The sequence below is a fragment of the Burkholderia sp. AU45274 genome, from assembly GCF_030482505.1.
In the GTDB taxonomy this organism is placed as follows: domain Bacteria; phylum Pseudomonadota; class Gammaproteobacteria; order Burkholderiales; family Burkholderiaceae; genus Burkholderia.
Genome location: NZ_JAUJQE010000007.1, coordinates 1 through 20,247 on the forward strand (window position 1 = coordinate 1; position 20,247 = coordinate 20,247).

18 protein-coding genes and 1 rRNA gene are annotated in these 20,247 nt (G+C 66.9%); 5 read left to right on the forward strand and 14 right to left on the reverse strand.

Annotation, left to right across the window (positions count from 1 at the left end):
- The 8 genes from QZM35_RS23990 to phnS all read right to left on the reverse strand — a co-directional run.
- Window positions 1-69 (reverse strand): 16S ribosomal RNA (locus QZM35_RS23990); the annotation flags it as partial.
- A 506-nt stretch (window positions 70-575) separates the two neighbouring features.
- Window positions 576-1,127 carry a phosphonate degradation HD-domain oxygenase gene (locus QZM35_RS23995; RefSeq protein WP_089475711.1) on the reverse strand — a complete coding sequence of 184 codons (552 nt, stop codon included), beginning with the start codon at window positions 1,125-1,127 and terminating at the stop codon, window positions 576-578.
- A 4-nt stretch (window positions 1,128-1,131) separates the two neighbouring features.
- A complete protein-coding gene (phnY, locus tag QZM35_RS24000) occupies window positions 1,132-2,586 on the reverse strand; it encodes a phosphonoacetaldehyde dehydrogenase (protein WP_301776941.1) in 1,455 nt (484 codons plus the stop codon).
- Window positions 2,583-3,890 (reverse strand): phosphonoacetate hydrolase, encoded by a 1,308-nt coding sequence (gene phnA / locus QZM35_RS24005; RefSeq protein ID WP_301776942.1) that lies wholly within the window; start codon window positions 3,888-3,890, stop codon window positions 2,583-2,585. The genes phnY and phnA overlap by 4 nt, the downstream gene beginning before the upstream one ends.
- Entirely contained in the window at window positions 3,887-4,747 is an 861-nt protein-coding gene (phnV, locus tag QZM35_RS24010) for a 2-aminoethylphosphonate ABC transport system, membrane component PhnV (RefSeq protein ID WP_301776943.1), read from the reverse strand. Before phnV ends, phnA begins: the two co-directional genes overlap by 4 nt.
- Window positions 4,737-5,657: a 2-aminoethylphosphonate ABC transporter permease subunit gene (locus QZM35_RS24015; RefSeq protein ID WP_069252528.1), complete on the reverse strand. Its 921-nt coding sequence runs from the start codon at window positions 5,655-5,657 to the stop codon at window positions 4,737-4,739. The genes phnV and QZM35_RS24015 overlap by 11 nt, the downstream gene beginning before the upstream one ends.
- Window positions 5,635-6,738, reverse strand: coding sequence for a 2-aminoethylphosphonate ABC transport system ATP-binding subunit PhnT (gene phnT / locus QZM35_RS24020; protein WP_174974178.1), 1,104 nt, complete (start codon window positions 6,736-6,738; stop codon window positions 5,635-5,637). The genes QZM35_RS24015 and phnT overlap by 23 nt, the downstream gene beginning before the upstream one ends.
- Before the next feature lie 34 nt (window positions 6,739-6,772).
- Entirely contained in the window at window positions 6,773-7,861 is a 1,089-nt protein-coding gene (phnS, locus tag QZM35_RS24025; RefSeq protein ID WP_089429023.1) for a 2-aminoethylphosphonate ABC transporter substrate-binding protein, read from the reverse strand.
- Window positions 7,862-8,120: 259 nt separating this feature from the next.
- On the opposite strand from phnS, the gene QZM35_RS24030 reads away from it, so the two are divergent.
- Window positions 8,121-9,230: a 2-aminoethylphosphonate--pyruvate transaminase gene (locus QZM35_RS24030; protein ID WP_089433359.1), complete on the forward strand. Its 1,110-nt coding sequence runs from the start codon at window positions 8,121-8,123 to the stop codon at window positions 9,228-9,230.
- A gap of 76 nt (window positions 9,231-9,306) precedes the next feature.
- Here QZM35_RS24030 and QZM35_RS24035 read toward each other — a convergent pair whose 3' ends face one another.
- The 3 genes from QZM35_RS24035 to aroQ are packed head-to-tail and all read right to left on the reverse strand — an operon-like array spanning window position 9,307 to window position 11,989.
- A complete protein-coding gene (locus QZM35_RS24035; protein ID WP_089429021.1) occupies window positions 9,307-10,650 on the reverse strand; it encodes an MFS transporter in 1,344 nt (447 codons plus the stop codon).
- 32 nt (window positions 10,651-10,682) lie between these two features.
- Window positions 10,683-11,537: a shikimate dehydrogenase gene (locus tag QZM35_RS24040; RefSeq protein ID WP_301776944.1), complete on the reverse strand. Its 855-nt coding sequence runs from the start codon at window positions 11,535-11,537 to the stop codon at window positions 10,683-10,685.
- Window positions 11,534-11,989 carry a type II 3-dehydroquinate dehydratase gene (gene aroQ / locus QZM35_RS24045; protein WP_089429019.1) on the reverse strand — a complete coding sequence of 152 codons (456 nt, stop codon included), beginning with the start codon at window positions 11,987-11,989 and terminating at the stop codon, window positions 11,534-11,536. The genes QZM35_RS24040 and aroQ overlap by 4 nt, the downstream gene beginning before the upstream one ends.
- Before the next feature lie 256 nt (window positions 11,990-12,245).
- On the opposite strand from aroQ, the gene QZM35_RS24050 reads away from it, so the two are divergent.
- Together QZM35_RS24050 and QZM35_RS24055 are read left to right on the forward strand one after the other, a co-directional pair.
- Complete coding sequence (locus QZM35_RS24050; RefSeq protein WP_301776945.1) at window positions 12,246-14,138, forward strand: bifunctional sugar phosphate isomerase/epimerase/4-hydroxyphenylpyruvate dioxygenase family protein; 1,893 nt, start codon at window positions 12,246-12,248, stop codon at window positions 14,136-14,138.
- Between the two features lie 288 nt (window positions 14,139-14,426).
- Window positions 14,427-14,690: a hypothetical protein gene (locus QZM35_RS24055; RefSeq protein WP_039367795.1), complete on the forward strand. Its 264-nt coding sequence runs from the start codon at window positions 14,427-14,429 to the stop codon at window positions 14,688-14,690.
- Window positions 14,691-14,769: 79 nt separating this feature from the next.
- On the opposite strand, the gene QZM35_RS24060 is transcribed toward QZM35_RS24055, so the two are convergent.
- On the reverse strand, window positions 14,770-15,564 hold the full coding sequence (locus QZM35_RS24060; protein ID WP_089429017.1) for an AraC family transcriptional regulator: 795 nt from the start codon (window positions 15,562-15,564) through the stop codon (window positions 14,770-14,772).
- A gap of 660 nt (window positions 15,565-16,224) precedes the next feature.
- Between QZM35_RS24060 and QZM35_RS24065 the strand changes: the two genes are divergently transcribed.
- On the forward strand, window positions 16,225-17,361 hold the full coding sequence (locus QZM35_RS24065; RefSeq protein ID WP_301776946.1) for a branched-chain amino acid ABC transporter substrate-binding protein: 1,137 nt from the start codon (window positions 16,225-16,227) through the stop codon (window positions 17,359-17,361).
- 329 nt (window positions 17,362-17,690) lie between these two features.
- Entirely contained in the window at window positions 17,691-18,998 is a 1,308-nt protein-coding gene (locus QZM35_RS24070) for an MFS transporter (protein WP_089429015.1), read from the forward strand.
- 133 nt (window positions 18,999-19,131) lie between these two features.
- Here the strand turns inward: QZM35_RS24070 and QZM35_RS24075 are convergent, their stop codons facing one another.
- Together QZM35_RS24075 and QZM35_RS24080 are read right to left on the reverse strand one after the other, a co-directional pair.
- Window positions 19,132-19,569, reverse strand: a complete 438-nt coding sequence (locus QZM35_RS24075; protein WP_069260786.1) for a DoxX family protein — start codon at window positions 19,567-19,569, stop codon at window positions 19,132-19,134.
- A 193-nt stretch (window positions 19,570-19,762) separates the two neighbouring features.
- The gene (locus QZM35_RS24080; RefSeq protein WP_089429014.1) at window positions 19,763-20,218 is read right to left on the reverse strand and encodes an RbsD/FucU family protein; all 456 of its coding nucleotides are present in this window, start codon (window positions 20,216-20,218) and stop codon (window positions 19,763-19,765) included.
- Window positions 20,219-20,247 lie beyond the last annotated feature (29 nt).

A 20,247-nucleotide genomic window follows, 5' to 3' on the forward strand; every position in this document is an offset into this window, starting at 1 on the left:
CCGTTCGACTTGCATGTGTAAGGCATGCCGCCAGCGTTCAATCTGAGCCAGGATCAAACTCTTCAGTTTAAACCTGTTACTGTTTTCGGTTCAGTTAAGAACCGGTCGCTCACTCAAAGCTGACAGGAATATGAATCACTTCATAAACCTGACTTACTTTAGTGTGAGACTCTTGATACTTTCGCTATCTGATCCGAGGATCAGCTCGCTTTCATCAAGCGCCCACACTTATCGGCTGTTAATTTTTAAAGAGCATTCTGCGAGGAACTTCGTGTTTCCCAGCAGCGCTGCGTTTTCAGCAGCAGAGAAGCGAGATTATGAACCGTGTTTCGCAGTTCGTCAACAACTTTTTTACTGCATCGTTGCGACTGCGGGGCTCAACTTCCAGGCCAGCTGCGCGCTTCAGACTGCTGCGCACCACCCGCCCTGCTTCCCTTCTCCCGCGCCGCGTTTCCGTTAGCGCGAAAGAGGCGTGATTGTAGGCAGCCTCTTCGATCTGCGCAAGGGGTTTCTCAAAAAATATAAGGCCCCGCACGCTGCCGCGTGCGGGGCCTTATATGGAAGCAGCCCAACCGTCAGGCCGCGCGCACCTGGCGCGCGACGATCTCCATATAGTGATCGAGATCCGGCGTCGCCTTGCCTTCCTCCTTCGCCGTATCGTCCCAGCGGCGCAGGCGCAGCGCGTCCTCCGCGAACGGGCGCTGCAGGAACGCCGCCGTCTCCTCTTCACTGAAGATGCCGCCCTGCAGCGCGAGGCTGCGCACCGAGTCCGGCGACAGGCTCTCGAAGTAGCCGGCGTCCGTGCGGCACAGGCAGCGCTTCGCGTCGACGTGCAGCCGGATCGGCTCCAGCACCGCGTCGGAAAACAGCGGCCGCAGGAACGGCAGCACGTAATACTGATGCAGATCGTCGATCCCGCGCGCGCTCGGCGTCTCGCCCTGGCGATTCAGCAGATGCCCGAGGTCATGCAGGAACGCCGCCGCGACCAGCGCTTCGTCCGCCCCCGCCTCTTCGGCCAGCAATCCGCTCTGCAATGCATGCTCGAGCTGCGTGACCGGCTCGCCGCTATAGGCCACATGGCCATGCTCGCGATACAGCCCGTGGATCTCTTCCACCGTCAATGCCATTCATTCACTCCCAAGGCAGCGAAAACGTCTTCAGGTTCGTGAAGCTCTTCATCGCCTCCTGAACGCCTTCCTTGTAACCGAGCCCCGAATCCTTGATCCCGCCGAACGGTGACAGCTCGATCCGGTAGCCGGGCACTTCCCATACATTCACCGTGCCGACGTTCAGCTCGTTCACGAACCGCACGACCGCCGCCGTGCTGTCGGTACAGACGCCCGACGACAGCCCGAACGCCGTCCCGTTGCTGATCCGGATCGCGTCGTCGATCGTGTCGAACGTGATCACCGGCGAGACCGGCCCGAAGGTCTCCTCGCGCACGAGCGTCATCGACGGATCGACGTTGTCGAGCACGGTCGGCGCATACAGCGCGCCGCGCCGCACGTTGCCGGTCAGCAGGCGCGCTCCCTGCGCGACCGCCTCTTCCACTCGCGCCTCGAACAGCCGCGCCGCTTCCTCGTCGATCACCGTGCCCATTTCGTTCGCGGGATCGAACGGATCGCCGTACTTCCATGCATGCGTCTTCTCGACGAGCAACTCGGTAAACGCCGGCGCGATCGAACGCTGCACCAGCATCCGCTTGACGGCCGTGCAGCGCTGGCCCGAATTCCGGTACGAGCCGAGCACGGCCAGCGACGTCGCGCGGTCGAGATCGGCATCGTCGAGCACGATCAGCGGATCGTTGCCGCCCAGTTCCAGCACGATGCGGCGGTAGCCGGCCCGCGCGGCAATCGCCTTGCCGATCGCCACGCCGCCCGTAAACGTAATCAGCGACGCATGCGGATGCGTGACGAGTTCGTCCGCGATCTCGCGCGGATCGCCGGTCAGCACCTGCAGCATCGGCTCCGGCAGCCCGGCTTCATACAGCAGGTCGGCCAGGTAGAACGCCGACAGCGGCACCTTCTCCGACGGCTTCACGATCACGCGGTTGTTGGTCGCGATCGCCGGCGCGATCTTGTGCGCCACCTGGTTCATCGGATGATTGAACGGCGTGATCGCGACGATCACACCGTCGAGCGGCTGCCGCTGCGAGAACACGCGGCGCGCCTTGCCGTGGGGCGTCAGGTCGCACGAGAAACTCTGCGCGTCGTCGCGCAGCGACTCGACCGCCGCAAACTTCAACACGTCGGCCACGCGGCCGATCTCGTAGCGCGAGTCCTGTTTCGACAGCCCCGATTCGAGCGTGATCAGGTCGGACGCTTCCTCGGTGCGCTCGCGCAGCAGCGCGGCCGCACGCTCGAGGATCTGCGAACGCTCGTACCGCGTGAGCTTCGGCCGGTACGCCATCGCATAGTCGAATGCCGCGCGCACATCGTCGACGCTCGCCAGCGGCACCGTCCCGACGCGCGTGCCCGTGTAAGGGTCCATGACGTCGAGCGTGCGTTCCCGCGTCGCGCGCGTGCCGCACCAGCGCAGCGCCTCTGCACGAAACGCCGGGTGATCGTGTCGGGGATGAGCCATCATGTCGCGACCCGGTTCAGCACGAAATCGAACACGTCGAAGTTGCGCGGGCGACGCGCGGGATCGGCCGGCTCGATACGGCGATTGAACAGCAGCGGCACTTCCTGCTCCGACACGCCGCCATGCGAACGCAGCGGCACCGTGAGGCCCGACAGATCGTGTTCGCGCTCGCGCGTGCCGAGCGTCATGTCACGGCGGCCGATTACGACGAGATCGCCGATCCGGTCGGCCGGCAGCTCGAAACGGGCGGCGGCTTCCGCGTTGTCGAGCACGAGCTCGACGCCGTCGAGGCCGCCGACGCGCCACATCGCCTCGGCGCGGTCCACGCCAGGCGCCAGATAGACGGTCGCAAACGAGCCAAGCGCGCCGTGGTGCACGACGTACGGATCCGTGATCGGCAGGATCACGCGCGCGGCCTGCGCGCCGTACCAGCCGTCGAATGCGTCCTGCAGATAGATGACGTTCGGCCGGCCCGTCGCGGGATCGTGCTTGGCGTTCATCCCGTGGTCGGCCGTGAGGCCGATCGCCCAGCCGAGCGCGTCGAGCTGCGCAAGGTAGCCATCCATCATCGCGTAGAACGCGTTCGCGCCGGCACTCCCCGGCTCGCACTTGTGCTGTACGTAATCGGTGGTCGACAGGTACATCAGGTCGACCTGGCGCGTCTGCGCAAGCCGCACGCCGGCCGCGAACACGAATTCGGACAACGCCGCGCTATAGACGTCCGGCGACGGCAGGCCGACCCAGTCGAGTACGTCGACGATCCCGTTTTCCGCGAGATTCGCCTGCGCAGCCTTCTCGGCCGAAAAGCAGATGCCGTTCAGCTGCCAGCCGAGCAGCCGGCGCAGCTTGTCCTTCGCCGTCACGACGGCGACCCGCGCACCGGCGTCGGACGCCGCCGCGAGCAGCGTGCCGGCCCGCAGGTAGGCCGGGTCGTTCATCATGACTTCGGCACCGCGCCCGCCGTCGGCGGCCGGATCCCAGAAATAGTTGCCGCAGATCCCGTGGACCGACGGCGGCACGCCGCAGACGATCGACAGGTTGTTCGGGTTGGTGAAGGTCGGCACGACGCAGTCGGCGCGCCAGGCCGTGCCTTCCGCGATCATCCGGCCGATGAACGGCGCGACGCCCGCTGCCACCGCCCGTTCGAGATAGTCGTACTCGCAGCCGTCGACGCAGACGACGACGGTCGGCTCGACCGGCAGCCGGTAATGCCGGCCGTTGACGTCGACGGAACGTCCCGCGAGCCCCGTCGATGCGCCGGCCGCCGACGCTTCACCAGGCTGGCGCAAGGCGAACGCGGCGTTCATGATGCCACCCGCTTGCCGCGCGGCACGCGCGCAGCGATCAGTAGCAGCGCCGCGAGCGACGCGCCGAGCATCAGCAGCGACAGTGCCGATGCCGGAAGGTAATACCCGCGCTCCACCTGGCCGATCACGACGATCGGCACGGTGGCGAAGCCGGGCGGATAAACCGTCAGCGTCGCGCCGAGCTCACCGAGCGACAGCGCGAAACCGAGCGCGAGGCTCGCGCGCAGCACCGGCACGAGCTGCGGCAGCAGCACGCGGTGCAGCACCATCGCGGGCGGGGCACCGAGGCTTGCCGCCGCTTCGCGCAGCACGGTCAGTTCCGGACGCAGCGCGGCGGCCGCGCAGCGATAGCAGAACGGCAAGATCAGCGCGAGCTGCACGAGCACGACGATCGCCGCCGAGCTCGACAGGTCGACCGGCTTCTGGTGATACGCGATCAGCACCGCGAGCCCCAGTACAACGCTAGGCACACCGTTCGGCACCATCACGAGCGCGTCGACCACCGCGCCAAGGCCGCGCCGGTCACGTCCCTCGAGCGCCAGCGCGAGCCACAGCCCGAGAATCGTGCCGACCGCCGACACGCCGAAGCCGATTTCCAGGCTCGTCAGCAGCGCATCGTATTCCGGCGACCCGAGCCGCTCGAACCAGCGCAGGCTGTAGCCGGCCGGCAGAATCGTGCCCGACCACTGCGTCGACACGCTCGACAGCGCGACGACGATGACCGGCAACACGAACAGCCAGAAGCACGCGAACGCGGCCAGCGCGAGCGCCGCGCGCGACGCATGCTTGAGCACCGTGTCGCCCCAGCCGATCTGGTGGCGCGGCACGGCTTGCCCGATACGGAATTCAGCGGACATCGTTCCCTCCCGTCGCACGCCGGTTCACCCGGCGATAAACCGCATACAGCGCCAGCGACAGCGCGAGCATCACGACCGCGCCTGCCGACGCGGTCGGCAGGTCCAGGTCGACCGTCGCGCTGCTGTAGATCGCAACCGGCAGCGTCACGAGCCGCGCGCTGCCGAGCACGAGCAGAATCCCGAATTCGTTCAGCGTCAGCAGGAAACACAGCACGGTACCGGCGGCGATGCCCGGCCACGCGATCGGCAGCACGACGCGACGTGCCAGCATCCAGCCGGACGCGCCGAGACTGCGCGCGGCTTCGATCAGCCGCAGGTCGAGCGTCGCGAACGACGCGAGCGTCGGGCGCACGACGAACGGCGTATAGAACACGGTCTGCGCGAGAATCACGCCGCCGATGCCGAACAGGAAATCGAGCGGCGGATTCTCGAGATGGAACAGGTGCTGCAGCGCGATGCTGATCGAGCCTTGCGAGCCGTACAGGAAGATCAGCGTGAACGCGACGAGGAACGACGGGAACGCGACGTACAGTTCCAGGAAACGCGTGACGAGCGACGCGCCCGGAAACGGCTTGAAGAACAGCAGCGCGGCCAGCAGCACGCCGAGCACCGACGCGGTGCCGGCGCTCGCGAACAGCACGCCGAGTGTGGTCAGCAGCACGCTGCGCGTATCGGGGTTGCCGAAGAACGTGCGGTACGCGGCGAAACTCAGCCCATGGTCGCCCGACACGCTCAGCAGCACGAGCCGCACCAGCGGATAGACGACGAGCGGTCCGAGCAGGACGATCGCGAGCGCGGCCAGGTGCAGGTCGCCCATGCGCTTGCGGCGCCGCGCGGCGGCAGCGTGCGCAGCGGCCGACGCGAGCACGTGCGGCGGCAGGCCGGCTTCAGGGCTCGATAAGGACGACATCGTCTGCCTCGCAATGCAGGGAAACGCGCGCACCGCGCTCGGGAGCCGCACCGCGGCCGCGTTGCATCGTGACGCGCACCGGCTCGTCGGGCGCCGCATCGATCGTGACCGCGATCGACAGGTCCGCGCCTTGCCATTCGACCGACGACACCGTGCCGTGCAGCCCGCCTGCGGCGGGCGGCATCAGGGTCAGGCGCTCGGGGCGCACGCAGGCCACCTTGCCGCGCACTTCGTGGCGCGGATCGCCGAGCGGGAAGATCACGTGCGGCGGCAGCAGGTTCGCCGGGCCGAGATAGCGTGCGACGTAGCCGTCCTGCGGCGCGTCGTACAGCTGCTGCGGCGTGCCGAGTTGCGCGATGTGGCCGTCGCGCATCAGCAGCGCGCGATCGGACAGCACGAGTGCATCGTCGCGGTCATGCGTGACGCAGACGACGGTCAGGTTCGGCAGGCGCTCGTGCAGCGCCTTCAGTTCGCTGCGCACCGAGGCGCGCAGGTTGGCGTCGAGCGCCGACAGCGGCTCGTCGAGCAGCAGCACGTCCGGCTCGATCACGAGCGCGCGCGCCAGCGCGACGCGCTGCTGCATCCCGCCCGACAGTTGCGCGGGCAGGTGATGGCCCGCATCGCCGAGCTGCACGAGCTTCAGCGCATCGGCGACGCGGCGCGTCACTTCCGACGACGCCATGCCGCGTGCGCGCAGCCCGAATGCGACGTTCTCGAACACCGTCAGGTGCGGGAACAGCGCGTAATTCTGGAACAGCAGACCAAGATTGCGCTTGTGCGGCGGCGCATAGGTCAGGTCGCGTCCGGCAACGGTCAGCGTGCCGGTCAGGCCGTCGGCCTTCACGAACCCGGCGATGAAGCGCAGCAGCGTGGTCTTGCCGCAGCCGCTCTTGCCGAGCACGGTCAGAAATTCACCGGCACCGATCGACAGCGACAGATCTTCCAGCACCGTGCGTGCGCCGTAGCGCACGCTCAGGTGTTCGATCTGCACGCCGCCCGGCGCGCCGGACCGCAGCGTAGCCTGCGGTTCGGCGGCGCCGAATGCGCCGGGATGGGTCAGGGCGGTTTCCACCGGGTTCATCCTCTTGCTCACAAATACAGGCGGCGTGCGCCGATCACTTCGGCTTGACGACGTCGAGCTGCTTGCCCGAGCTGCCGATCACGTCCTTCTTCCAGCGCTCGATCCACACCGGCTTCTTCGCCATCACCTGGGTCCAGTCGACCGGGATCAGCTTCACGCCCGCGATCGCCTTCTTGACCGCTTCGCCGTTCTTGCCGGCCAGCGGCACGTCCGTGCGGCCCGGGATGCCGTACATGTCAGGCACCTTCGACTGCACGTCCGTCGACATCAGGTAGTCGATCAGCTTCTTGCCGGCGTCCTGGTTCGGGCCGCTCTTGATCAGGCCGATGCCGTACGGGAGCTGGAACGTGGTCGGCTGGTCGCCTTCCTTCGCGGCCAGGAAGATCGGCTTGACGGACAGCGCGCCGTGTTCGGCATCGTCGAGGTCCATTTGCAGGTCGCCGTTCGCGACGCTGATTTCGTTACGCGACAGCAGCACGTTCAGGTAGCCCGTGCCCTTCGTGTGGAACTTCACGCTCTGCGACAGCTTCGCGAGGTAGTCGAACGCCTTGTCCTCGCCCATCAGCGACGTCGTCAGGATCAGCACGGCCATCCCGTCGCCGGCGGTGGCCGGGTTCGAGTACGCGACCTTGCCGGCGTAGGCCGGCGCGAGCAGGTCGGCGAACGTCTTCGGCTGGCTCTTCACGACGTCCGGGTTGATCGCGAACGAGAAGTAGTTGTTCACGAACGTTGCCCACGTGCCGTCTTCAGCCTTCGCGATGGCCGGCACGTTCTTGTAGTTCACGCTCTGGTACGGCTGCAGCAGGCCCATCTGGCCAGCTTGCTGAATGAACGGCGGCAGCGTGACGATCACGTCGGCCTTCGGGGAGTTCTTCTCGATGTTCGCGCGGTTGACGACTTCACCGCTGCCCGCCGTCACGATGTTGACCTTGACGCCTTCCTTCTTCTCGAAAGCCGGCAGTACATCGCGATAGAGGTTCTCAAGGCCGTCTGCCGTATACAGCACGACCGCGTTCGCCGCATGTGCGGGCAGCGCGGCGCCCATCAGGCCGGCGACGCTGGCGGCCAGCGCAAGCTTGCGGAACGCGCCGGCAGCGGCGCGCGAGGGTTTCTGCAGTGTCATCTGACTTCTCCGTAGGCGGAACACCAAATGGCCGGGGCACGATCCGGCTCTCCTGTTATCTCCGGGCAAGGCCGAGCGACGGCCCGCCTCGCTACCGCGCCGAGGTTAGGTTTCGCGCGGCAAGCGAAGGATCACAGCGTTCGATGACAAACCCGTGACGAATGCGGCAATTTCCAAAAAATGACACATTTTGCCAATATCATGCAAGTCATTCAGAAATGCCGCCCGGCGTTTCTTCCGATCTTTGCAGAGGAAAACCATGTCCGATCCGATTCTTCTTACGCCTGGCCCGCTCACCACGTCCGCCACAACCCGCCACGCAATGCAACACGACTGGGGCTCGTGGGATGCCGCGTTCAATCAACTGACGGCCAGCGTCTGCGCCGATCTCGTCGCGATCGCGCACGGCGGCGATGAATACGTGTGCGTGCCGATGCAGGGCAGCGGCACGTTCTCGGTCGAAGCCGCGCTCGGCACGCTGGTGCCGCGTGACGGCGTCGTGCTGGTGCCCGACAACGGCGCGTACTGCGCGCGCATCCTGAAGATCCTCGGCCGGCTCGGTATCGAAGCGATCGCCTTGCCGTTCGGCGAGGACGCGGCCGTCGATCCGGCCGCGCTCGAAGCCGCGTTCGCACGCGAGCCACGCATCACGCACGTCGCGCAGGTGCATCTGGAGACGAGCGCCGGCATCCTGAACCCGCTCGACGACATCGCCGCCGTGTGCCGGCGCCACGGCAAGCGGCTGATCGTCGACGCGATGAGCTCGTTCGGCGCGCTGCCGATCACGCTGGCCGGCAGCGGCATCGATGCGCTGATCTCGGCGAGCGGCAAATGCCTGGAAGGCGTGCCGGGGATGGGGTTCGCGATCGTGCGACGCGACGCGCTCGACGCGAGCGAAGGCAACTCGCCGTCGCTCGCGCTCGATCTGCACGATCAATATGCGTACCTGCGCAAGACGGGCCAGTGGCGCTTCACGCCGCCGACGCATGTGATCGCCGCGCTGCGCGCCGCGCTCGACCAGTATCTCGCCGAAGGCGGCCAGCCGGCGCGCGGCGCGCGCTATGTGGACAACTGCCGGACGCTGGTCGAGTCGATGCACGCGCTCGGCTTCACGCCGTTCCTCGATCCGAGCGTGCAGGCGCCGGTGATCGTCACGTTCCACGCGCCCGACCACCCGGCCTACGATTTCCGCCGCTTCTACGACGCGGTGCGCGACGCGGGCTTCATCCTGTATCCGGGCAAGCTCACGCAGCTCGAGACGTTCCGTGTCGGCTGCATCGGCGCGATCGACTCGAACGATATCCGCCGCGCGGTCGCGGCCATTGCGCAGGCGGTCGAATCGCTCGGCATCGCAGTGCAGCGCGCATAAGCGCCGTACCACGCAAAAAAGCCCGGCGGCCTTGCGGCTGCCGGGCTAACGCACAGGATCTGCGTGGAGCCGGTGCTTACAGCTCGATCCGCTTGATGTCGCCGACCACGAAGATGTACGACGCTGCACCGACCAGCGCGATCACGCCGATGAACACGAGCGCGCCGACGAACGAGCCGGTCGACGCGACGATGAAGCCGACCACGAGCGGCGTGACGATGCCCGCCAGGTTCGCCGCGAAGTTGAAGATGCCGCCCGTGACGCCGAGCAGGCCGTCCGGCGCGATGTCCGACACGAGCGTCCAGCCAAGGGCGGCCATCCCCTGCGCGAAGAATGCGACCGACATGATCGCGATCACGGCTTCGTTGCTCTGCACGTAGTTCGCGAGAATGATCGTCGATGCGAGCAGCAGGCCCGCGATGATCGGCAGCTTGCGCGCGAGGTTCGCGGACTTGCCGCGACGCAGCAGCCAGTCGGAGAAGATCCCGCCGAACATCACGCCGACCGACGCGGCGATGAACGGCATCACCGCGAAGAAGCCGATCTTCAGCCAGCCCATGTGGCGTTCGGTGGCGAGGTAGGTCGGGAACCAGGTCAGGAAGAACACGAGCGTCGAGTTGCCGGCGAACTGGCCGAGGCAGATGCCCGCGAGCTGGCGCTTCTTCACCAGTTTGCCGACCATCGACCAGCTGAACTTGGCCTGCGCCGGCTTGTCGCCCTTGTCGCCGCTCTTGCGCGCACCGTGTACGAGACCGCCGCCCGCCTCGATATAGGCCAGCTCCTCCGAATTCGCACCCGGATGGTTGCGCGGCTCGTGATAGAACTTCCACCAGACCAGGCCGAACACGATACCCACCGCGCCGACGACCCAGAACAGCGAGCGCCAGCCGAACGCCCCCATCAGCGCGAACAGCACCGGGCTGAAGAACGCGAGGCCGATGTACTCGCCGACGGTGTAGGTCCCCGTCGCCATCGCACGCTCGTTCTGCGGGAACCACGTCGCGACGACGCGGCTGTTGGTCGGGAAGCACGGCGCTTCCGTCACCCCGAGGCCGAGCCGGCACGCGAGCAGCGTCGCGACGCCCGGCACGAAGCCTTGCAGGAACGTGCACAACGACCACAGCGTCATCGACCAGTAATAGGTGATCTTGCTGCCGAAGCGGTCGAGGAACAGGCCGCCGGGAACCTGCATCGCGACATACGTCCACGAAAATGCGGAAAACATGATGCCCATCACGGCCGCGTTGATGCCGAGCTCCTTGGTGAGCTGAGGCGCAGCCACCCCCAGCACGGTGCGGTCGAGATAGTTGATCATCGTGCCGATCGCGAGCAGCGCGAGAATCTTGTAGCGCGCCGAAGTGCGCCGGACGGTGCCGGACGCCTGCGCCGGCGCGGCGCTCGTGTGGGTGGTGTGCTGCATGGTCGTCTCCTGGTCTCTCTTTATGGAAGGGGTCAGCGCGCGACGAGCGACTGAAAGTGTTCGAACATCCGCTCGGCGTCGGGCGTGCGTCCGGTGAAGATCTCGAACGCGTCGACCGCCTGGTAGACGGCCATCCCGCCGCCCGGCAGCGTGGCGCAACCGGCCGCGCGCGCCGCGTGGATCAGTTCGGTTTCGAGCGGGAAGTACACGATGTCGGCCACCCACATGCCCGCGTCGAGCAGTTCGGCCGGCAGCGGCAGGCCCGGATGCTTGGCCATGCCGGTGGGCGTGCAGTGGATCAGGCCCGTCGCGGCGCGCATCGAGGCCGCGAGATCGTCGCCCTGCACGACGCGGGCCGCCGGGAAGCGCTGCTGCAGCTCGGCCGCGAGCGCGGCGGCGCGCGTACCGTCGACATCGAAAATCGTCAGTTCGGCCGCGCCCATCTGCAGCGCTGCGTGCGCCACGGCCGCGCCCGCGCCGCCCGCGCCGAGTTGGACGACGCGTTCGAGCGACGCGCCGGGCAACCCGCGGCGGAACGATTTCGCGAAACCCGACCAGTCGGTGTTGTGGCCGATCCGCTTGCCGTCCTTGAACAGCACGGTGTTCACCGCGCCGAGCGCGCGCGCATCGTCCGACAATTCATCGAGGTGCTCGATCACGCGCTGCTTGCACGGATGCGTGATGTTCAGCCCGTTGAAGCCCATCCGCTGCGCGGCGTCGAGCAGTTGCGGCAGCGCGTCGACGGTCACGCCCAGCACGTCGAGATCGATGCGCCGGTAGACATAGCCGAACCCCTGGCGGAAGCCTTCTTCCTCGTGCATCGCGGGCGACAGCGAGCCGCCGATGCCCTGGCCGATCAGGCCGATCAGAAACGACGGGCGGCTCATCGCGCGGCTCCCTGCGCGAACAGCGTCGCCAGACGCTGCAGCGCGAACACGTAGCCTTCGGTGCCGCAGCCGCAGATCACGGCTTCGGCGAGCGCCGACACATAGGAATGGTGCCGGAACGCCTCGCGGCGATGCACGTTCGAGATATGCACTTCGATCACCGGCTTCGCGATCGCGGAAAGCGCATCGGCCAGCGCCACCGACGTATGCGTATAGGCGGCCGGGTTGATCACGATGCCGTGCGTGTCATGACGCGCGGCATGCAGCCAGTCGATCAGCTGGTGCTCGGCGTTCGACTGGCGGAAGTCGATTTCCAGCCCGAGCGCCTCGCCCGCCGTACGGCAGCGCTGCTCGACATCGGCGAGCGTTTCCGCGCCGTAAATATGGGGCTCGCGTGTGCCCAACAAATTCAGGTTCGGGCCGTTCAGCACGAGCACCTTGTGCTTGCTCATCGTGTTTCTGCTCCTGAAACAGGGGCGGACCACGATCGGCGCCGCCCCGAAGACATCGGAATGTGGCGCTAGTGTGCGCCCGTGCAAGCGGGCTGTCTTTTCGGGTTTTCGCTAATTTGTACCACCTAGTTAGTTTGTACAATATGCATCACCAGCCTAGTAAATTCGGGATATGGCGCCCGTCAGGAACTCAATGACTGGTTCATTCAGGGTCGGTTCGGCCGACGCCATGCCCGCTCATCCTCAGGAATCGCCCATGCAGCGCTCGATCGCCACCGTGTCACTGTCCGGCACGCTCGCCGAGAAACTCGCCGCCGTCCAGGCCGCAGGCTTCGACGGCGTCGAAATCTTCGAAAACGACCTCGTCTACTTCGATGGATCGCCGGCCGACGTCCGGCGCATGGCCGCCGATCTCGGCCTCGACATCGTGCTGTTCCAGCCGTTTCGCGACTTCGAGGGGGTAAGCGCGGCCCAGCTCGCCCGCAACCTCGACCGGATCAAGCGCAAGTTCGACGTGATGCATGGGCTCGGCACCGACCGCATCCTGGTGTGCAGCAACGTGTCGGCCGACACGATCGCGAATGACGGGCTGCTCGTCGACCAGCTCGGCGCGCTCGCCGAAGCCGCGCGGCAGGCCGGCGTGGTCGCCGCGTACGAAGCGCTCGCGTGGGGCCGCGTCGTGAAGCGCTACGGCCATGCGTGGAAACTCGTGAATGCCGTGAACAGCCCGCACCTCGGCCTGGCGCTCGACAGCTTCCACACGCTGTCGCTCGACGATTCGCCGGACGCGATCGCGGACATCCCCGGCGACCGGATCGCGTTCGTGCAGATCGCCGATGCGCCGAAGCTCGTGATGGACGTGCTCGAATGGAGCCGCCATTTCCGCTCGTTCCCGGGCCAGGGCGACTTCGACCTCGCACGCTTCACCGCGCGCGTGATCCAGTCGGGCTATACGGGGCCGCTGTCGCTCGAGATCTTCAACGACGGCTTCCGCGCCGCGCCGACCGCGATCACCGCCGCCGACGGGCATCGTTCGCTGCTTTATCTGGAAGAACTGACGCGCGAGCGGCTCGCGCAGGACGGCCGCGCACCGGCCGCCGGCCAACCGCTGTTCGCGCCGCCCGCGCCGCCGGCGCACGTCGGGTTCCAGTTCATCGAATTCGCGGTCGACGCGCAGGCGGCGGCGACCGTCGGTGAATGGCTCGGCCGGATGCGCTTCCGGCTCGCGGGCCGCCATCGCTCGAAGGACGTGACGCTGTTCCAGCACGGCGCCGCGTCGATCGTGCTGAATGCGGAGCGCGACTCGTTCGCCGATGCGTTCTTCCAGCAGCACGGGCTGTCGCTGTGCGCATCGGCATTCCGTGTCGACGACGCGAAAGTGGCGTTCGAACGCGCGGCCGGCTTCGGCTATGCGCCGTTCTCCGGCCGCGTCGGGCCGAACGAGCGCGTGCTGCCGAGCGTGCAGGCGCCGGACGGCAGCCTCGAATACTTCGTCGACGAAGCGCCGAACGCGCCGACGCTGTACGAATCGGATTTCGTGCTGACCGACATCGACGGCCCGAGCGAAGTCGGCCCGCTCACGGGTATCGACCACGTATGCCTTGCGCTGCCGGCCGATGCGCTCGATACGTGGATCCTGTTCTTCAAGACGGCATTCGGCTTCGAGGCGGAACGCAGCTGGCTCGTGCCCGACCCGTACGGGCTGATGCGCAGCCGCGCGGTGCGCAGCGCCGACGGCTCGGTGCGGATCGCGCTGAACGCGTCGGTCGACCGGCACACGGCGGTCGCCGAATCGCTCGACCGCTACCACGGCACGGGGCTGAACCACGTCGCGTTCCGCACGGACGACATCGTGAAGACGATCGCCGCGTTCGCGGCCGACGGCATTCCGTTCCTGCGCATTCCGCCGAACTACTACGACGATCTCGCCGCGCGCTACGCGCTGCCGGACGAGCTGATCGACACGCTGAGCACGCATCACCTGCTGTACGACCGCGACGAGCACGGCGGCGAATTCCTGCACGCGTATACAGAATTGGTCGACAACCGCTTCTCGCTCGAGATCGTCGAGCGGCGCGGCGGATACGACGGCTACGGCGCGACGAATGCGGCCGTGCGGCTCGCCGCACAGGCGCAGCGCAGGAAGTAACGGAAGGAAGCCGACCGGGATTCAAGGGGCGCATCACATTCGCGGCCCGCGGCTGCTTCAAAGGGCCGCGTCCTGCGCGCACCATCGTGGTGAATCGCTCGGCCGCGCCCCCGCCCGCGCGGCTCGCCGCGATCGGGCCGGAAACCGCTTCCCATATGGCGTTACATCCCGTAACCCATACCGCAGCGCAGCATCCCGTCGCCCCGTGCGGTTTTAAGAATCGCTTAAGTCTTCGACGGCACCATCCGCAGCCAGTACCCGATGGTTATCTCGAAAAGGAGGAAAGCGATGAGCGCCGTAGAAGCACCCGCGGGCCGCCCGGCCGCGCCCCCTGCAAAGAAGACGATGCTGCGCCGCCTGCTCAGTCATCATGAAATCGCGACGCTGCTCGTGCTGCTGCACGCACCGATCGGCGCCAATGCCAAACCCGAACTGCCTGCGCTGCAGGAAGCCGGTCTCGTCGAGATGGTCAAGCTCGACACCGAAACGGCACCCAGCTTCCGGCTGACCGAAGACGGCACCGCCGTCCTGAAAGGGCTCGGCTACCGCTGAGCCGCCGTTTTCATCCCTTTCGCGTTTTCCCGCATCACCCCGATTCCCAGCGACTCGCCGGCCCTGCCGGCGTGTCGCGTCACCCTGCCCGCTCCTGCAGCATCAACCGGTATTCCGTCGGCGTGACGCCGACCGTCGCCTTGAACTGGCGCGTGAACGCGCTGTGATCCGTATAGCCGCATAGCGCCGCGACGTCGGTCACCTTGTCGTGCGTGACGAGCAGCGCGGTGGCCGCGTCGAGCCGCGTCTTCAGCAGCACCTGGCGCGGCGTCAGGTGGAACACCTTGTGGAAGTAGCGTTCGAGCTGCGCGACCGACATCCCCGCCATCTGCGCGAGCTGCTTCAGGTTCAGCGGCTGCACGTAGTGATCCTGGATGTGCTGGACGACGTCGGCGAGCCGGCTGTACGCCGGGTGCGATCCCTCGTGCGCCTTCAGGTCGCGCGAGATGCCCGCGAGGCCGACCACCCTGCCCGCGGCGTCGCGCAGCGGCTCCTTGCAGGTCAGGCACCAGCCCGGCTGACGGCCCGGATACAGGTGCAGTTCGAGCTGGTCCACCAGTTGCTGGCCGGCGTTGATCGTCGCCATGTCCTGCTCGAAATAGCTGCGGCCGAAGCGGCGCGGAAACACTTCGTCGGCCGTCTTGCCGAGCAGGTCGCGCTTGTCCTTGTAGCCGCAGCGCATCGCCAGCGTGCGATTGACGATCGCGTAGCGGCCGCCCGCATCCTTCACGAAGAACGCGACGTCCGGCAGTGCATCGAACACCGGTTCGAGCAGGCGGAAGTGCGCAAGCATCGCGCCGAAATCGGCGTTGTCGGGCTGGTAGCGCAACGGTTCGGACAGGCTCATGGGCGGTACGGCAAGCAAGGGCGTCATCCCGGCAACCGCAATGCGAGTGGCAGATGGCGTCGATTATAGAAGCGCCCCTTCGATCGCGTCGCGCCGATCGCAAAGGCGGGCAAGTTGGCGGCGGCCGTCGCAACGTACCGCCGATCGGCCGGCATCGTCATGCGACATAGGTTGCGCGCGCAACCACTGCGTCGAGCGTGCGGCGGCCCGCCGCGAATCCGCTTGTGTCGACGCAGCCACCCCGCGTGCGTCGGTGCCGACACGCCACGCGCGGACTGCGCATTCGCACACCGGCACCGTACGCCCGAACTCGCCAGCATAAAAATGCGAACGTGCAGCGTCTTGGCGCGTTTGCGCATTCGGCGTGACGATTTCGGCATATATCAGGGTTATCGACGATATGCCGATATCGTCGCCGGCCGCGCATCGAACGCGCAAGACGCACGCATTTTCGCTATCTAGACTTCGCTTCACGGTCACGAGACGACCTCACGCCGCGGCAGCAATCGGCATGCATGGCCTGCGGAATCGGCCATCAGGTGCGCCGATTCCGGCACAGCCCGGGCAGCACGCGGCACGCACGCATGGCCCTCGCATCGGCCTGCCGACCGAACCGTCTCGCCCGGTTTACCGGCGCCGGCCCGCCAGCCGGCGGCGGCCCAACCACGCCATCAAGGGGAAGTGAAAGTGAAGCTGAAGGTATCGCACGTCGCGCTGGCCGCTGCCTGCGCACTGTCGGGCGCGCACGCCATGGCCGCCGACGTCGTCAAGATCGGTTTCGCCGCACCGCTGACCGGCCCGCAGTCGAACTACGGCACGGACATGCAGAAGGGCGTGCAGCTCGCGATCGCCGATTTCAACGCGACGCGTCCGACGATCGGCGGCAAGCCCGTCACGTTCCAGCTCGACTCGCAGGACGACCAGGCCGACCCGCGCACCGGCACGACCGTCGCGCAGCGGCTGATCGACGACAACGTCCGCGGGATCATCGGGCACTTCAACTCGGGCACGAGCATTCCCGCGTCCGACCTGTACGATCGCGCGGGGCTGCCGCAGATCTCGATGGCCACGTCGCCGCAATACACGGCGCGCGGCTACAAGACGACCTACCGGCTGCTGACGAGCGACGCGCAGGCGGGCCGCATCGTCGGCACGTACGCGGTGAAGACGCTGCGCTTCAAGCGCATCGCGATCATCGACGACCGCACGGCCTACGGCCAGGGCATCGCCGACGAATTCGCGAAGGCCGTCGAAGCGGCGGGCGGCACGATCATCAAGCGCGATTTCACGAACGACAAGGCACTCGATTTCTCCGCGATCCTGACCAACCTCAAGGGGATGAACCCGGACGCGATCTTCTACGGCGGCGGCGACGCGCAATCGTCGCCGATGATCCGCAAGATGCGCCAGCTCGGGATGAAGTCGGCGTTCGTGACGGGCGAGATGTCGCGCTCGCCGACGTTCCTGAAGGTCGGCGGCGACGCGGCCGAAGGCGCGATCGTCTACATGGGCGGGCTGCCGAAGGAGAAGATGCCGGGCTTCGCCGGCTACGCGGCACGCTACAAGGCGCGCTTCAACGAAGACGTGGTCACCTACTCGCCGTACTCGTACGACGGCACGATCGCGCTGCTCACCGCGATGAAGGACGCGAACTCGACCGACCCGAAGGTGTACACGCCGTATCTCGGCAAGGTGTCGGTCAAGGGCGTGTCGGCCCCCAGCATCGCGTACGACACGAAAGGCGACCTGAGGGATGCGCCGGTGACGATCTACAAGGTCGAGCACGGCGCGTTCAAGCCGGTCGATACGATCGCCGGCAACTGATACGCAAAACCCTGCCCCGCGCGGCGCGTCAGCGGCTCACCGGCCGCCCGCGCCGCGCGCGCTTCTGCGTCTGCTTCGGCTTCACGGTCCGAACCGTTCCTCGGCGCGCACCCACGCGCGTGCATTTCGCGCTCCTGTAGAATCCCCCCACCCGCTTTGACGCTTCGTCTCCGCCGCGCCCCATCCCGGTGCGGCGGCGCGTGTTTCGTGCCTCACCCGGCACGCGGCACGCTTCGACGACGCAAGCCGCGCCTTGTCAGTCCATGCCGAAAAGCGGGCCCTGGAGACGCAGCACCGACAACACTATTCGAAAACCAATCGTCCTGACCATGCAAGCTTCCGAATTGAGCGGCGTGCCTCGCGCCGCCGAACGCGCGCTCACGCGCAGCGACTACAAGACCCTTGGCCTTGCCGCACTCGGCGGCGCCCTCGAGTTCTACGACTTCATCATCTTCGTGTTCTTCGCGCCGGCGATTGGGCAACTGTTCTTCCCGCACGACATTCCCGACTGGCTGCGCCAGTTGCAGACGTTCGGCATCTTCGCGGCCGGCTATCTCGCGCGTCCGCTCGGCGGCGTGATCATGGCGCACTTCGGCGACCTGTTCGGCCGCAAGCGGATGTTCACGCTGAGCGTGCTGATGATGTCCGTGCCGACGCTGCTGATGGGCCTGCTGCCGACCTACGACACGATCGGCATCCTCGCGCCGGTGTTGCTGCTGCTGTTCCGCGTGCTGCAGGGCGCGGCCGTCGGCGGCGAAGTGCCGGGCGCATGGGTGTTCGTGTCCGAGCACGTGCCGTCGCGCCACATCGGCTATGCGTGCGGCACGCTGACCGCGGGCCTGACGGCCGGCATCCTGCTCGGCTCGCTGGTGGCCGCCGGCATCAACAGCCGCTACTCGAGCGCCGAAGTCGGCGCGTTCGCGTGGCGCATCCCGTTCCTGCTCGGCGGCGTGTTCGGCCTGTTCTCGGTGTACCTGCGCCGCTGGCTGCACGAGACGCCGGTGTTCGCCGAGATGAAGGCGAAGAAGGCGCTCGCGGCCGAGATTCCGCTGAAGGCCGTGCTGCGCGACCACGGCCGCGCGGTGATCGTGTCGATGTTGCTCACGTGGATGCTGTCGGCCGCGATCGTCGTCGTGATCCTGATGACGCCCGCGCTGCTGCAGAAGCAGTTCCACCTGACACCCGCGACGACGCTGTTCGCGAACAGCGTCGCGACGCTGTGCCTGACGGCCGGCTGCATCACCGCGGGTTCGCTCGCGGGCTGGATCGGCGCGAAGCGCGTGCTCGGCATCGGCGGCATCGGGCTGGCCGCGTGCTACTACCTGCTGTTCGTGCAAGTCGCGGCCGACGCGTCGACGCTGCCGCTCTACTACGGAATCGCGGGCTTCATGGTCGGCACGATCGGCGCGGTGCCGTTCGTGATGGTCAAGAGCTTCCCGGCCGTCGTGCGCTTCTCGGGCATCTCGTTCTCGTACAACGTCGCGTATGCGATCTTCGGCGGCCTCACGCCGGTGATCGTGTCGCTGATGATGAAGTCGAATCCGCTCGCACCGGTGGTGTATGTCGCGGCGATCTGCGTGGTCGGCGCGATCGCCGTGCAGTTCTCGAAGGATGCGAAGGAGGATTCGCCGCACTGAGCGGCGACGATGCGCGTGCGGTGGCGTCCAGCACCGCGTTGAATGACCGAATGCACGCGCTCCATGAACAAAGGGCCGAATCCCGCGGGATTCGGCCCTTTTGTTTTGCTTCAGCGCAACGGCGTGCGTGCGATCAGCGCAGGCTGCCGTACGTCGTACTCGGCCGACGCAGGCCGTCGATGCTCGCGCCGCCGGCGCCGGTGACGAACAGCAGCAGGAAACCGCCGGCGATCGCGATGTTCTTCCAGAAATGGATCACCATGTCGTGCTGGACCGCGGCGTCCGTCGCGTCCCAGAAATTGTGCCCGACCATCGCGGTCGCGACCGTGTAGAACGCCATCAGCAGCGCGAGCGGCTTCACCTTGTAGCCGACGATCAGCAGCAGCCCGCCGAGCCCCTCGATCGCGACGACGATCGGCCCGATCACCTGCGGATACGGCACGTTCAGCCCATGCAGGTAGCCGATGAAATCCCCGTAGCCGAGCAGCTTCATCACGCCGCCCCACAGGAACAACGCCGCCAGCGCCAGGCGCGCGAAAAAAATGACGCCGGAATCGACGGAACGCGTCATGCCTCTCTCCTCGTATGCAATTCGGCCGGCCGCTCGGGGCACACCCGGGTGGTTCGGCGCCGCGCGACCCTGCGGGGCCCGCGGCAAATGGGCCAGCATAGACAGAGTTTCGGCCGTGTCCAAGAAAAAGGTTGTAGCAAATCTTTACACGGCGGCGGCCGCGCGGCCCGAAGGCGGCGGGATGAAAAGGCGTTTAGCCCGCGTCGCTCAACAACACGCCCTTCTTGAAGATGAAGCAGCCGTAGCCGCGCAGCTCGCCGGTGACGATCACCGCGTAGGCCTGCTGCGCGCGCTCGTAGAACGCGAACCGGTCGATGCCCGCGAGCGGCACCGCGCGCCCCTCCGCATGGTCGATCTCGGCCTGCACTTCGCGCTGCACGGGCGGCACCGCCGCCGCATCGCCGACGACTTCCATCCGCCACGCGGGGGTGTCGACGAACGTGTCGAGCGGCAGCACGGACAGCACCGCGCGCGCGACGCGCGCCGAATCGGCGCCGTCGATCCGCAACGCGCGGCCGACCACCGTGTGCTCCGCGACGGATTCCGCCGGGAAATTCGCATCGCAGATCGCGATTTCGTCACCGTGGCCCATCGCGCGCAGCGTGTGCAGGATGTCGGCGTGCAGCAGCGGGTCGAGATTCTTCAGCATGTCGGCTAGTCTCCGGGATCAGGAACGAA